Annotated in this window: 9 protein-coding genes; all 9 read right to left on the bottom strand. The window is 38.2% G+C overall.

Annotated elements, in window-relative coordinates:
• Nucleotides 1–32: 32 nt before the first annotated feature.
• The 9 genes from RMZ42_RS24940 to RMZ42_RS24900 all read right to left on the bottom strand — a co-directional run bounded on the left by RMZ42_RS24940 (nt 33) and on the right by RMZ42_RS24900 (nt 14,962).
• Nucleotides 33–1,382: an MBOAT family O-acyltransferase gene (locus tag RMZ42_RS24940; RefSeq protein WP_322673937.1), complete on the bottom strand. Its 1,350-nt coding sequence runs from the start codon at nt 1,380–1,382 to the stop codon at nt 33–35.
• A gap of 185 nt (nt 1,383–1,567) precedes the next feature.
• Complete coding sequence (locus RMZ42_RS24935; RefSeq protein WP_322673936.1) at nt 1,568–2,677, bottom strand: hypothetical protein; 1,110 nt, start codon at nt 2,675–2,677, stop codon at nt 1,568–1,570.
• Between the two features lie 9 nt (nt 2,678–2,686).
• Nucleotides 2,687–3,175 carry a GtrA family protein gene (locus RMZ42_RS24930; RefSeq protein ID WP_322673935.1) on the bottom strand — a complete coding sequence of 163 codons (489 nt, stop codon included), beginning with the start codon at nt 3,173–3,175 and terminating at the stop codon, nt 2,687–2,689.
• Nucleotides 3,176–3,200: 25 nt separating this feature from the next.
• Complete coding sequence (locus RMZ42_RS24925; RefSeq protein ID WP_322673934.1) at nt 3,201–4,844, bottom strand: glycosyltransferase family 39 protein; 1,644 nt, start codon at nt 4,842–4,844, stop codon at nt 3,201–3,203.
• Between the two features lie 138 nt (nt 4,845–4,982).
• Complete coding sequence (locus tag RMZ42_RS24920) at nt 4,983–5,915, bottom strand: isopenicillin N synthase family dioxygenase (protein ID WP_322673933.1); 933 nt, start codon at nt 5,913–5,915, stop codon at nt 4,983–4,985.
• Nucleotides 5,916–5,931: 16 nt separating this feature from the next.
• The gene (locus RMZ42_RS24915) at nt 5,932–7,725 is read right to left on the bottom strand and encodes an ABC transporter substrate-binding protein (protein ID WP_322673932.1); all 1,794 of its coding nucleotides are present in this window, start codon (nt 7,723–7,725) and stop codon (nt 5,932–5,934) included.
• Between the two features lie 22 nt (nt 7,726–7,747).
• Nucleotides 7,748–8,914 carry an aldo/keto reductase gene (locus RMZ42_RS24910; protein WP_322673960.1) on the bottom strand — a complete coding sequence of 389 codons (1,167 nt, stop codon included), beginning with the start codon at nt 8,912–8,914 and terminating at the stop codon, nt 7,748–7,750.
• A gap of 29 nt (nt 8,915–8,943) precedes the next feature.
• Entirely contained in the window at nt 8,944–9,960 is a 1,017-nt protein-coding gene (locus tag RMZ42_RS24905; protein WP_322673931.1) for a fatty acid desaturase family protein, read from the bottom strand.
• A 52-nt stretch (nt 9,961–10,012) separates the two neighbouring features.
• Entirely contained in the window at nt 10,013–14,962 is a 4,950-nt protein-coding gene (locus tag RMZ42_RS24900; RefSeq protein ID WP_322673930.1) for a non-ribosomal peptide synthetase, read from the bottom strand.
• Between the last annotated feature and the right edge of the window lie 117 nt (nt 14,963–15,079).

Below are 15,079 nucleotides of genomic sequence, written 5' to 3'. Positions count from 1 at the left end.
GGTATTTTTTATAAAAGTTGAGCGATCGCACACTAAAACTGAAAGTATACAAAGGGTTGAGGACTAATTGCTGTCATCCGAAATATTGTTGAAACCAACACCCCAAATAAAACAGCAAAACTCCAATTAGGAATTTTACGCCACCAATCAGCAAACCAACCCTTATAAGCCGCCCAGTGGAGGATAATTAAAGGTACAAAAATCCATGCAATTTGGAGATTTAGGTTTTCATAACCAAGAGAATTAAAGAATAAAAATGATTTTTCTATTTTTACAGCACTGCTGAGATCGTTACTCCGAAAGAAGATTGCAGAGGCACAAAACCAATACAATGTTAGGGGGATACCTAGCATCTTTCTCAATGGTACTAATTCCTTATAGGGAGCAATCCGAGATGACCATTGCTTGTGAACAACTAAGGCGATTCCATTTAATCCACCCCAAACTACAAAATGCCAAGCAGCCCCATGCCACAGTCCTGATAAAAGCATCAAAATGAGAAGATTTCTATAGCCAAACAGCTCTGTGCGTTCAGCTTTTGGCCGCTTTCTCATTAAAGGAATATAAACATAGTCTCGCAACCAACTGTAGAGAGTTATGTGCCAACGTTGCCATAAATCAGTGATATTACCGGAAAGGTAGGGAAAATTAAAGTTTAAAGGTAGTTTGTATCCAAGTAAACCGGCTGAAGCGATCGCCATATCAGAATAACCAGAAAAATCGCAGTATATCTGGATGACGAAAGAAATAACAGCAATCCAACAACTCAAGAAAGTATAATTTTCTGGATTCGTGAAATACTGTTCTACTAAAGGCGAAAGATTATCCGAAATGCAGGCTTTCTTAAAATACCCCACGAAAAAAAGCATTAAACATCCTCGAAAATCAACCTCGCTTAAGTTTTTTGGGGTTAGCAGTTGAGGTAAAAAGGTAGATGCACGGACAATTGGCCCTGCAACCAGTTGAGGGAAAAAAGTTACAAATAGAGAAAAATCCCAAAAACTTCTAACAGGCTTTAGTTTACCTAAATACGCATCAAGGGAATAACTCAGAGTTTGAAACGTGTAAAAACTAATGCCTGCTGGCAGAATAATTTTAAGGGTTGTAAGGCTTATAGGTAAACCCAAAAAAGCTAATAAGTTTGCAGCAGACTCAGTGAAGAAGTTATAGTACTTAAAAAACCCTAATATTCCTAGATTTGCTACTAAACTAAGTACCAACCATGCTTGGCGCTGTTGCTGATTGATTGGCTTATTCAGCAAAGCATCCCAATTTCCAAAACTTGTAGCTTTTCTCTTATCTACTATATCGCTTATTGAGGTTACTGGTTCTGATACAGAGCGATCGTTTTGGAAATCATTAATCTGTGGTCTAGACAGCATTAAACCCACAAAGTAATCAATGACTGTCGATAGCAAGAGCAAAAAAAGGAAGCGCCAATCCCAAGCACTATAGAAAATATAACTACAGACTAGCAGCCACAATTTTCGATTATTGTGTTTCTCCAAAGCCCAATAGATGCAGAAAACAATCAGAAAGAAAAATAGAAACCGAAATTCTGTAAATATCATAAATTATTTAAGTATTGAGCAAATTTTGATGCTAATAAAAGTGTGAATTCTTGAGCGCCTTGATAATTGAGATGGGCGCTATCAATTCTGCGATCCACTTCATATAAATTACTAAATTTCTTAGGATTATTAAAAGCAAAAAGGGTATCGATATATCCTGATTGATATGCTTTGTAAAGAGCAGATGGGTTGGAATCAGTCTCTAGGAGTGGCGGAATAAAAAAGACAGCTTCAATTTTCTTGTTGTTAATTTGCTGTTGTTCAATTCGGGAAGCAATATTTTTCACCATTTTCGCTCCATATATTATAGATGTATTACTAAATACACTTTCTGAATTTAAAGGGGCTAATTTTATTTGTTCATCTTTGAGATTTTTTTGATAAGTATTCAACCCATTTGTTCGGAATATAGTCTTCCATTTATCAGCTTTTTTTTGCCAATCTATTGCGTAATATCCAGATTCTTGTATGAGCCTATCCTCAGATACTTTTGCTAATGGATCTGTATTTGATAAATCTAAATTTAATATTCTCTCCTGCCACAAAGTAGAAAGCTGACCAATCCCTAGCCATCGGTAGATAAAGCTTTGAAAGTTAGCGTATATATATGGAACTTTTACTTTCCAGCTATCGATTGATGATTCCAAAATTAATTGGAAATTTTCTAACGTTTTCTGAGGAGTATGCCAATATATTTCTTGAGCGGAAGTAGAACCAATATTTGTAAATAGGTCAACGGAACAATCTAGAAATATCCACTTTAAGTTTGCTGGTTCTAAAGCCAGAATTTTTTGTAAGTAAAAATCTAGTTCTGATACATTTGCACCTGCGATCCCAAAGTTGAAAGATTTTACACTTTTACCCTCTGTTGTCATGTATTTATCAAACAATTTCGGGATTACCCCAAAGTACGTAGTACTTGGCCCTAGAAAAATAGCGTCATAATTATCTTTGTGTTCAGTCAAATATTGCCATTTAACACTGATTTCACCAAGGTTTTGGATAGTCTTGTAATAGGGTAAAATTAGATTCAAGCATCCCGAAGAAAAAAATATAGTAATAATAAAAATTAAGCTATAGCCAAACATCACTAATGGTCTTAACATGATTTTTTCTTAAATATCTACAACTACATCTGTCTTTGTTAATTGCCAGTTCATCTTCAGGTTGAGCCAGAAATTCCAAAGTGTCACACAAGCGATCGCTACCAATTTAGCTATGTATTCATTCACTTGAAATTGATAAAACAGCAAATTTACAATTACGCTATTGAAAATAAGTCCAATTAAACAAATAAGATTAAACTTGACAAAGCGTTGCAACTTTTGACTGTTTTTTTGCTCAAAAGACACATCACCAAATGTCCATAAATCATTCCACAGAAAGTTATTAATAATTGCTATTTCTGTGGAAAGCATTGCACTCGGAGTTAACGCCAAACATAACGAGCTATGAAAGCAATAGAATGCTCCTAAGTCTACAAATACTCCACTAAAACCGACTACAGCAAAGCGGATAAACCGACTAAAAAGCGCTAAATTGAGATAAAAGTAGATTTTATCTCTCAGATAATTAATATTGAAATAGTCAAGATATTGCTTCATTCAACTTCTAATTTTTTAATGTTTTTTATGTTTTCTGATTTTTGTCGAGTTGCCAAAATCCTTCAAGTGGGTAGACTAATTTAAGTGAGTTAGTTTTATCTTGCTGGAGTTGATGAGCTAAACTATTTTCTAGGTCGTCAACAAAGAAGATAGATTTATAATCTTGAGGCATTATTGGTAATTGGTTGTTTTGGATGGGAAGTAAGGAAATTTTTGGTTCTAAACTATGACTTAATGTGAGGATGACTCCCAAGTTATAATCATTTTTATTACTTATTAATAAAACATTATTATTAGATTGGTTAATACGTTTACTCATTGCTAGTAAATTCTTGCCACCTATTTGTGGCCACCAAGTTTCAGCCTGAAAAAATCTGACATCAGAAACTAGCCCAGAGATAAGTAATCCCACCAAAATGAGTTGCCAAAAGTTTTTCTGCCAACTCTTAGCTAGAAAAAGATGGAAAGCTAAAATATAGACTACAGCAATTTGAATGCTGAGATATAACGGTATCTGATAGCGAAAATGAATAGAGCGAATTCCCCCAAAAGCTAGGTCATATAAAAGCAATGTTAAACCTGGAAATCCGCCTAATAAAGCAATAAATAAACTAGTGTTAGTTGGTAAAAATTTTGTTAAAAAAATAATAATATAAATAATTAAAAATAAACTAAATATTATTGTAATAATACTATAAAACAAAGGACTTTCATAACTTAAATTATTGACCCAAGCATCATCAGAAGTCAAATTAAAATCAAAAAATATTCGGCTAATCCGACTGAGCCAAATTCCAATCAGGTCAAAAGGACTATCTGTTTTAAATGTTATCCATGACAAAAGATTTGTTGCTGTCTCAGCTTTGGTAATAAGCACCGTTAGCCAGGGTAAAAACATTAAGCAAGCTGCTATTGAACTCAGTAAATAATTACGCAGGGTTTTTTGAAAGCGAAACTTTTGCCTAATAACTATATAAATACCATGAGCGATCGCAACCATTACTGTTAATAAATGGGTGTAGAATCCTAAGGCTAGGGTGAGAGCATACACAGCCCAGGTAAAGAAACTTTCTCGGCGAATGGCTTGCAACAAAGCAGCACTTGATACTAGGATCATCACCATCCACAGACCGTATTCTCGTGCATCTTGGGCAAAGAAAACTTGCAAGGGAGAAATCCCCATCACAGCCATTCCCACCCACCCTACTAGTGGTGATTCAAATAACTCTAAACACAACCAATACACACTAGGAAATATTAACAGACTGATGACTGCTGATAAACTCCTGACTCCCGCCGGAAAATCCCCAAAGACTTGCGCCCACAATCTCACCATTACATAATACAAAGGTGGATGCTGCGGGTCTGAAGTTATTAAGTAGCGAACTGTATCAGCCACAGATCGATCTGGGTTAATGTGTTGATATTTGTCTAAAGTGATGGCAGTAATTATGCCTTGATTATTGCCCCAATTGCTAAAAACCTCTTGTTTAACCTCAGCTAGCGTATGACCAGATATTGCCAGCGATGTAGCAATTTCATCGTACCAATACACTTTTTGCCCTAAATGGGTAAAGCGAAAGAAAATACCCAACCCAATTAGGCTGATTACCAGAATTTTTAACCAAGTTGGAGGATTTGACTTTGCTAAGATTTGTAATTTGTCCATTTATTGCACTAATACCTAATTAGCAAAGGATGTATTGTCTGAGGAAGAGATTAGCAAATATAAAACAGCCCATATCAAGCCTTTTTGAAGTGTCTATTAATTAAAAATTACGAATTACGAACTACGAATTAGTAACTATCATTTTGGCTGCTTGAAATATTCCTGTGCAAGAATTGGTGGATACTTAGGAACTTCATCTATGTCTAAGCAAGTCTTAATAGAGTTAATTTGAGCATCGTAATTAGGGCCTGTAAAAAAGGCGCATGAGTATCTTTGTTTAGCACTGTGAGATTGAGTTGGAACTATAACTCGATGTGGTGTAGCGCGAAATTTATCGTTTGTCCATCGCTGCATTAAATCTGCAACCAATACTATAATTGCATCAGGAACGAAGGGCGCTACAACCCATTCTCCAGCATTTGTATATACTTCTAACCCTTCTGAATCTTGAAATAAAAATGTCAGTGTCCCGATGTCAGTATGTTCTGCAAGATAAACTTTTCCTAGTTCTGGAGGCTGATATATAGATGGGTAGTGATGCCAAACTATGCCGTGGTTTTGTTCTGAATATAAATTTGTAAAGTAATCTTCTGGAATTCTCAGAGAAATAGCCAAAGCTTGAAATACTTTCAGGGCGCTTTCGTGACAACCCGTGAAAAATTCCATCATCACTTCACGAAACTGAATCGGATTTTTAGGCCATTTATTCGGTTCAAAAAAAGGATCTTCGATTGCACCAACTTCATCGAGAGTAATTTCCTTTCCAAAATGAAAGCCTTCAGTCATTAGCTCATTGGCGTTATGTTTATCTTCACTCTTTTTAAAATTATGATATCCGCGAAGATTCCGATCTGGAAAGAAAGATACTTGTTCTTTTTCATCCTCCGGTAGTGCAAAAAAGGACTCGGTTTGTGAAAAGACTTGAGCGATTAGAGTCTGAGAAATACCATAATTTTTCAGATAGAAACATCCGACCTCATGAATAGCAAGAGAAATTTGTGTAGCAACAGCTTCTTTTGCGGTTGAGTCACCTATAAGAAAAGGATTGAAATCAATGATAGGAATTTGCATACAAACGATATCCTCTTTAGTTAATCTCAGTCAGTTTCAAGTTGTAAGTGTTCCAAAATGTCCCTAGTAGGGGAGAGTGTTCAATACCTTGGATACGATTTCGTACTGCTACCATTGAGAAAGGGTTAACTAGATAAATAAATGGCAGATACTCCTGAGTAATTTGTTGAGTTTCTACATACATAGCTTTACGCTTTGCTTCATCCACTTCGGAGGCTGCCTGAATGTATAAATTACCAATTTTTCGTTCCCAATCTGCAACCTGTCGCCCTATTATCGGCATTTGTCCTGCTTGGGATTCTTGATTAAAAAAGTGCCAACCAGCTTCAGGCAACCAAACATTAGCCCAATCATTTGGTTCTTGACCGACAGCAACCTCAAGTAATTGACACTCCCAATCGAAAGTTTGAGTCAGTTTGTTGATGAAAATGCTAGCAGCTACGGGATTAAAATCAACAGTTATGCCAAGGTTACTCAAATTTTGTTTTATGTGTACTCCCATCGCCTGCAAGGCATTATTGGTACTATTAGTCATTAGGCTAAAGCGGACAATATTTCCTTGCTCGTCTAATAGCTGACCTTGATTGTTGTATTTAAAGCCTGCTTTTAGAAGTAATTTTTTCGCTTTTTGAAGATTGTATTCATAGACAGTTTGCACAGGAGAATAATACTTGCTCTGTACAGCAATCGGCGAATTTTGCAGTTTACCCAATCCTTTATAGATATTGTTGAGTATTTGTTGGCGATCGATTCCATAGGCAACTGCTTGTCTAAATTCTACTGTATTGAACCAACGAGACTTTATGGGATCGACCAGTAGTTGACCATTCCTACTGCCTTGATTGAGATTAAAAGTAATAGCAGTTGATCCAACAAAAAGACCGCCATTATAGATAGTAAACTTTCCTTTGCTTTCTTCATGTTTTAATAATGAAAAATAATCAGTATTGACGTTGATGTAATCCAATCCTCCAGAACGAAATTGGATCAAAGAAGTATCTTGATTAGGAATAATTTGCCCAATCACACGCTCAATATATGGTTGCGAATTGCCTTGAATATCTTTACGCCAGTAATAAGGATTTTTGCGGAAAATTATTCGCTGGCTCGGAGTATAAGATTCTATTGTATAAGGGCCGTTGACAATAATATTTTTTGAGGGAGTATCAGTCCCCCAGGTAGACATAAATTTAGGTATGCCATCCTGCTCTTTTGTTTTGACGCTTTCCCGAAAAACATGGGCTGGTAAAATTTCTAATTTTGTAGCCCGAATAAATGGAGCAAATGGTTCAGGTAATGTAAATTCAACTCGCAGATTATCAAGCTTTCGCACAGTAGGAAAGGTACGATTTTTACCAATCATGAAGAAGTCTTTAGCGTAAGTAGGAATGTCTGGATTACGGTAAATTTCATTATAGGTAAAAACGACATCTTCAGCCGTTAGTGGTTTCCCATCTGACCATTTTAATCCTTTTCTGAGGGTGTAAATTACTTTTTTATTGTCTTGGGAAGTTTGCCAAGATTTGGCTAGATCGGGTTCAATTTCTCCACGAGCATTTTCTTTAACTAGCCCTTCATAAGTATAGTTTAAAATATAAGCCGATTCTACGATTAAAGCCGGATTGAAAGTTGTGGGTTCAGTTGGGAAAGGGACGATAATTTCAGATGTTGGTATTACGTTGGTTTTTAAGGTAATTTGATGATAGATAATTATTGCGATCGCAGTTACAAAAGCCAGCAAAATTACTAGCCAACGATGGCGAATTACAGTATATTTTTTATTAACTTTTAATAACTTATAATTCAACATCGTGAAACCACTCCGCAATTTATTATTGACTAGGTTGAGATAACAACCTATGAGCATCTTCTAATAAAGCTGGTATTTTGTCAGCATGGGGACTATGACGCAAACAATCACTTAGATCGAATTGTCTAACTTTTTCTGCTGTCAGACCAGGGAACCAAGGATCGGCAGTATTTAAGTGGTTGTAACGCCTTGTAGCATATTCAAACATATCAAAAGCGATCGCTAAATTTCGCAACCATAAAATAACTGGAATATTAATCTCACCAGGGGTTTGGGGATATCTGGGTAAACCAATATGCCAAGTGCGATACCAGTCTTTTCCGAGTGTGGCGATCGCTGCTTTCTCTAAACGGTTTAAAATTGGCGGTAAAATTTCATCCGCTTGCTCTAAAAGTTCTATAACCTTCAAGTGTTCATCAAAATCTGATGGTTTAGATGCGCCCAAACTGAGAGTATGTACTTGAGTATGGCTCAAACAAAACAGATCGTTAAATACCATCGGGCTAAGAGGATAGCACAAGTCTAATAACTTTTGTGGAGGCTTATAAAGCATACCACCTTTATCTGATGGGCTAATGATAAATACACCCATATCATGATGTTTGGCGGCTTCAATGGCGGGCCAATTGAATTGATTAATGTAGTACCAGTGGAGATTGACATAATCAAATTGATTGGTTTCAATGGTTTTGATAATTAAGTCTGTTGGAGCGTGGGTAGAAAAGCCAATAAACTTTACCTTACCCTGAGCTTGCAATTGTCGCGCTACATCAAGACATCCATTGAGACGAATGCTATCTTCAAGATGTTGGTAATTATTAATGCCATGCAGTGTTAATAAGTCAATGTAATCTAGCTTTAATAAAGCCAAAGATTTCTCACATAAATGGCGGAAGTCTTCAGAGTCAGATGTAGGAGTAACCTTAGTCTGGACAATAATTTTTTCTCTAGGGAACTTAGGTAAAATAGCTCCTAATTGCATCTCAGAAGTCCCATACATTCGGGCAGTTTCGATGTGATTGATGCCAACTTCTAAAGAACGGCGAATAGTGGCTTCTAGATTCTGTTGATTTTCATCGGGAATTTGTTCTTGAGTAAGCTCTTTATACTCAGTATAGACGTAGCGCATTCCGCCACAAGAAAATACTGGCATTGGCAATTCTGTACGCCCGAATCTACGATATTGCATCATAAATGTATTTTGATTAGAGCGATTCATTAATGACTTTTTGCCGCAATCAAGCCTTGCATTATTTTTAGATGAAACATTAAGTATGATTTTTCAATATGCTGAAGGTGATGTTGAATTAACTCATGTATCTTGGAGTAGTTACACGGTGGCATACTTGGGTATAGATGATGCTCTACATGGTAATTATTATTCCAGTAATAAAACCTAATTATCGGGTTAGAAATCATTGTTCGTGTATCATTCCATAGGTTGTGATTTAAGTCAGACTCACAGCCATAGTGATCTGTAATACTGAAAAGAAACCCGAATGGAGAAGCAAAAGTTGCTAATGGTATCCAGTAACCAAAGAACAAAATCCCAGGAAAAATTACGGTCAATCCTGCCATTAATACAAACCAACCCAATAGTAGCCAATTATTTTGTAAGACAAATTGGCGTTGTTCTGGTGTTTTAAAATAGCTCAAATAAAAGTTAGCTGGTAAGGCTGATTCCTCTTGCGTCTGTGTTTTCAAAGAATCTAAATATAAATCTTTGGTTACTATCCACCAATTTTTACATGCCGCAAGAGGATAAAAATATGTCAAGGCAAAGAGATAAGTATTAAGATTAGGAAAGGTTTGCCATGCTGAGGTATCTCCTACGATTTTACCTTTGATTTTTGCTTCTCGATGATGTCCAATATGAATATATTTGTGAAACGAAAAGTTCATCAACAATACTAATGATAAGAAGGTTCCCATGAATCGGTTAGTATTTTTTGACTTATACAAACTATAGTGAGAGCAATAATGTATTGCTGCAAAAAAACAGACAAATAAGAATCCTTGAACCAACCAGACTAGTAACCATACTGCCCAGTTATTCAACCAGAACCCAATAGCTGAGAGGATGAAATATGTACTAATGACAACAAATGTTTGAATAATCGGTCTAAATGTAGGAATCTCATGCAATATACGAAGTTCTTCGTTAGATATTTGAGTAACTTCTTTAATACTAGGTCTGGCATTCTCAATTATTTGATTGTTTTTTGTAAGTTCCATATTTTTCATTTCTACGTTGACAATAACAATTGACAAACCAGATATCAACCTATTAATTGTTTAATTGGTCTTGGATGGCTGCTGCTAGCTGAAATACAGTAGGTTTTTCAAACAGGTAAATCAACGGCAGTTCGACTTGCAAAGCTGACTGTATTTTGCATATAACTTCAAGAGCTTGAGCAGAATGTCCTCCCAGTTCAAAAAAGTTGTCTTGAGTGCTAATCTGCTCTAGTCCTAAAATGTCTTTCCAGATAGTTAACACAACTTCTTCGATATAATTTTGAGGTGTAACAAAATCCTCTGATATTGGGGAGACAATAGTTTGAGTGGGCAAACTTGGAGGTTCCGATATTAAGATAAGTTCAGTTAAACGCTGGTTATAATTGGTCGTTATTTTTTCCAGCAAGGTCTGAAAATTCTCGACCATCTTGGTAATAGTTGCAGGTTCAAATAAATCGGTTCTGTATACGAGCAAACCTTCAATACCTGTTGATGTTTCTTCGAGCGTTAACTCTAAATCAAACTCTGCGGTATCTTTTGTATCTCTAGCAATAAACTGCTCCTTCAAAGTGAGATTTGCAAATTCTAAATTATCCTCTGGAGTATTTTGAAAGACAAACATTACTTGATTTATTAATGTGTAACTGGGATCTCTGACTGGCTGGAGTTCTTCTATTAGCTTAATCAGGGGCATTTCTTGATGAGCGTAAACACCCAAGGCTACCTCGCGTACTCGGCCAAGTAGTTCCCGAAAGCTGGGGTTTCCTCCTAAGTTGGTACAAAATGGCAGTAAATTGACAAAGAAACCAATCAATCCCTCAGTTTCTACTCTGGTGCGATTTGCTAGGGCACTGCTGACAATGATGTTTTCTTGTCTTGTATAAGAGAAAAGTAATGCCTGGAATGCTGCCAACAATGTCATAAACAGGGTTACGCCTTCCTGTTGACTCAGCACCTTGAGTGCATCGGTTAACTTCTGGGAGAGAACTACCGATTGGCCTGCACTTTCAAAGGTTCGCGCTGGTGGACGGGGACGATCGCATGGTAGCTTCAATATTGGCGGACTAATGCCTAAATGCTTTTGCCAAAACTGAAGCTGAGATTCTAAAACTTCTCCTTGTAACCACTGCCTCTGCCATTGAGCAAAGTCGGTATATGCGATCGGTAACTCAGTCAGAGGTGACGGCTTACCTTCACAGAAAGCTTCGTAAACTTTTGCCAGTTCTTGGGTTAGGACACTAAAAGACCAACCATCAGCAACAATATGGTGGGTGACGGCAACGAATAGATACTCTTGTTCATCCAAACGCCAAAGCTTGCTGCGTAATAAAGGGCCTCGTGCCAAATCGAAAGGATGCTTAATTTCCTGTTCAGCCTGTTGTGTGGCTTGAGCTTCGCGTTCAGTTTCGGGGAGGTGCTGAAGATCGATTACTGAAAAGTCAAAGACAGGCTCGTTAATAACAGCATAAACGACTTGTCCATTCTTAACCTGAAAAGTCGATCGCAATGTCTCATGTCGCCAGACAATTTCCCTTAAACTCTCTGATAATGCTTTTTCGTTGAGCGCACCTGTGATGCGATAGACCAAAGGCAGGTTATAGATGGAATTACCTGGATAAAATTGGTCAAAAAACCACAACTCTAGCTGGGTTAAAGAAATTGGGATTGGCTCGTTTTGCGAGGGAAACCGTTTTAAAGATAACTCCTGATGGTCTGGCGCTTTAGCTGTGGCGATTTTTTGGGCTAAAGGTGCGATCGCAGGAGACTCAAACAAACTTAACAGTGGTAATTCTATCCCAAATGCTTTGCGCGTTAAAGCAATCACCTGAGTTGCTAGTAAAGAATGTCCCCCCAAATCAAAGAAGTTATCGTAAATACCAACTCGTTCTAACCCTAAAACATCTCTCCAGATACCAGCCAAAATTTCTTCGGTGGGAGTACGCGGCCCAACAAAAGTTTGACTTAATTCAGGTCGGTTTGTTGTCGGTTCTGGTAAGGCGCGACGGTTTACCTTACCGTTGGGTGTGAGCGGAAAAGATTCCATTTCGACAAAAGCCGATGGAATCATATAATCTGGCAATTGCTCAGTCAAAAAAGCCCGCAGTTGTTCGACTGTGATTGTCTCTCCTGCAATGGGGACAAAGTAAGCGACTAAATATTTTTCCCTAGCACTTTCCCCATGCACTTTAGCTACGGCTTGATTAATTTGAGGATGTTTGCTCAGAACGGCTTCAACTTCTCCCAGTTCAACGCGAAAGCCCCGAATTTTTACTAAATCATCTATCCGTCCCAAAAACTCGATATTGCCATCTGGTAGATATTGGGCTAAGTCCCCAGTTTTGTACAAACAACTTGATTTTAGATTTTGGATTTTGGATTTTGGATTATCAGAACTTTCAGCAGATTGGAAATTTTCACTTGTGTCCCTCAATCTAAAATCTAAAATCGGCAATCCAAAATCGGTAAACGGATTTGGTAGAAATTTTTGATTGGTCAAATCTGCACGGTTGAGGTAGCCACGAGCCAAACCATCACCACTAACGTAGAGTTCCCCAGGAACGCCAATCGGCACGGGTTGAAGGTTGCTGTCTAACAGATAAACTTGCACATTGACAGCAGCTTTACCAATGGGTGGATAAATCGGCCATTCATCTGGCTTTTGGCTAAAAGTATAAGCTGTCACTAAGTCTGCTTCCGTGGGGCCATAGAAATTGTAGAGCGTACAATTTTCCAGACGCTTAAACAGCTTGATCGTAGGCTGAGTAATTTGGAGTTGTTCGCCACAAGCGATCGCTTCCCTAATATTCTGAAATAGATGTGCTTGCTCTCCGTATATTTCCGCTAATTGCTGCCACAGAGTAACGGGCAGAAAAACTTTCCCAATTGGGTTGTTGCCAAGTAAGTGGATTAATTTATCTAAATCTTTGCGATCGCATTCAGAAATCATATACAGCGTGCCTCCCAAGCCCCACGCCACGGATATTTCGTGATAGCTGACATCAAAACTGAGGGAAGCAAACTGAAGCACACCAATACCTGTGGCCATTTTTGCCTGATGGTGTGCTACTAAATTGCCGAGCGATCGCTGGGTAACAAGAGTGCCTTTAGGAGTGCCAGTAGACCCGGAAGTATATATGATGTAGGCTAAATTATCAACTCCTACTTCAACTTGCAGATTACTCTCAGATTCTTTGGCGATTTCGTCTTCATCTTCATCTAACACAATCAGACGATGAGCCAAGTTGCCATTAAATAATGACTGCAAATGTGTTTGAGTTAAGACGACTGGTACTTGAGAATCCTTGAGCATGAAGGCTAAACGCTCTGGCGGATAAGTAGGATCGAGGGGAACGCAAACTCCTCCAGCCTTGAGAGTTCCTAAAATGGCGATCGCAGCTGCTAGCGATCGCTCTACACAAATACCCACTGGAACATCTGGTTTCACACCGAAGCGTTGCAAGTAGTGGGCGATTTTATTCGCTTGCTGATTTAACTCCTCATAAGTCAAACTTTGGTTTTCATATACCACCGCCAAGGCTTGGGGTGTTTTTTCAACTTGCTCCTCAAATAACTGATGGATGCAACGATTGATGGGATGCGCTGCTGAGGTAGCATTCCACTCGACTAAAAGCAAATCTTGCTCTGCTGGAGTTAGTAGCGGTAACTCGCCTGGGGTGCGATGAGGATTGATGGTAATTCCTTCCAACAGGGTGAGGAAATGACCAGCCATGCGATCGATAATATCTGCATCAAAGCGATCGCGATCGTAGTAAATTTTTACAGTCATTTCCTCGCCAGGAATTGCCAGCAGTGTGAGAGGATAATTAGTTTGTCCTCTGTCTTGTAGTTCCCCAATGCTTAAGTTTCCAGGAAGTTGTTGCAACGTTACATTTACAGGATAGTTTTCAAATACAACGAGGCTTTCAAACAAAAGTTGAGTGCGAGGAATTTCACTTACGCCTTGAATATCTACCAGTGGAGTGTATGAATACTGCTCCCGTTCTATGTACTCTTGTTGCAACAATTGCAGCCAGGTTAACAAATCGGTTGTATCCGGGATTTTCACCCGTGCGGGTAATGTATTAATAAACAATCCAACCATCGACTCCACACCAGATAAAGTAGGTGGGCGACCAGATACAGTAGTGCCAAAAACCACATCAGACTCACCACTGTAGCGACTTAGTAACAGCCCCCAAGCAGCTTGTACCAAGGTGGCAAGTGTCAGATGATGTTGTTGGGCAAAAGATTTTAAGGTAGTTGTCGTCTGGGCTGATAGATGTTGCGATCGCACCTCAATATTTTGCTGTTGGTGAGAACTCTGTCCTAGCGATCGCTCTACTATCAAAGGCGTAGGTGCAGTGAAACCCTCAAGATTTTGTTGCCAGAACGCCTTCGCACCAGCCAAATCTTGCTGCTGCAACCAATTAATATAATCTCGGTAAGGACGACTGGGAGCTAAATATAACTGTTGACCGTTCTGAATTGACTCATATAAAGCAAACAATTCTTTGAAGATAATCGGCCAGCTCCAGCCATCAACTAATAAGTGATGAAAACTCCAAACAAACTCATAATTCTCATCAGCTACCCGAATTAAAGCAAAGCGCATTAATGGAGCTTTGTCAAGTTCAAACCCTTGTTTTCTATCTGAATCTAAGAAAGAATTGAGACGTATTTCTTGCTCCTGTTGAGGAAACATTCGCCAGTCTAAATTAGACCAAGGCAAATTCACCTCTTTTCGCACCACCTGAACTGCTTGTTTGCGATTCTTCCAAACAAAAAGAGTTCTCAAAGCCGAATGTCGCTCTACCAAAAGTTGCCAAGCTCGTTCAAATACACCTGAATCTAAATTGCCATGAATAGTTAATTGAAACTGCTCAAAATATATTGTCGATTCCGGCTCATAGAGAGTATGAAAGAGTATCCCCTCTTGCGTAGGTGAAAGAGGATAAATAGATTCAATATCTTTATTTTTACTTTGTTTTTGTACAACTACCATTGTTTTTTAAAGATGATATTAATTAGGTTATTGCGATTTTCATTTAAGTGAGGTACAAAACCAATGTTTTTTAACGCAGAGGAACGCAGAGTCAAGCGCAAAGGTACGCAGAGGTTT

Origin of the sequence: Nostoc sp. DedQUE05 (genome assembly GCF_034530955.1) — a bacterium.
Lineage (GTDB): Bacteria > Cyanobacteriota > Cyanobacteriia > Cyanobacteriales > Nostocaceae > Nostoc.
The sequence above is the reverse complement of the archived record's forward strand: the minus strand, read 5'-3'. Positions and strand labels throughout refer to the sequence as shown.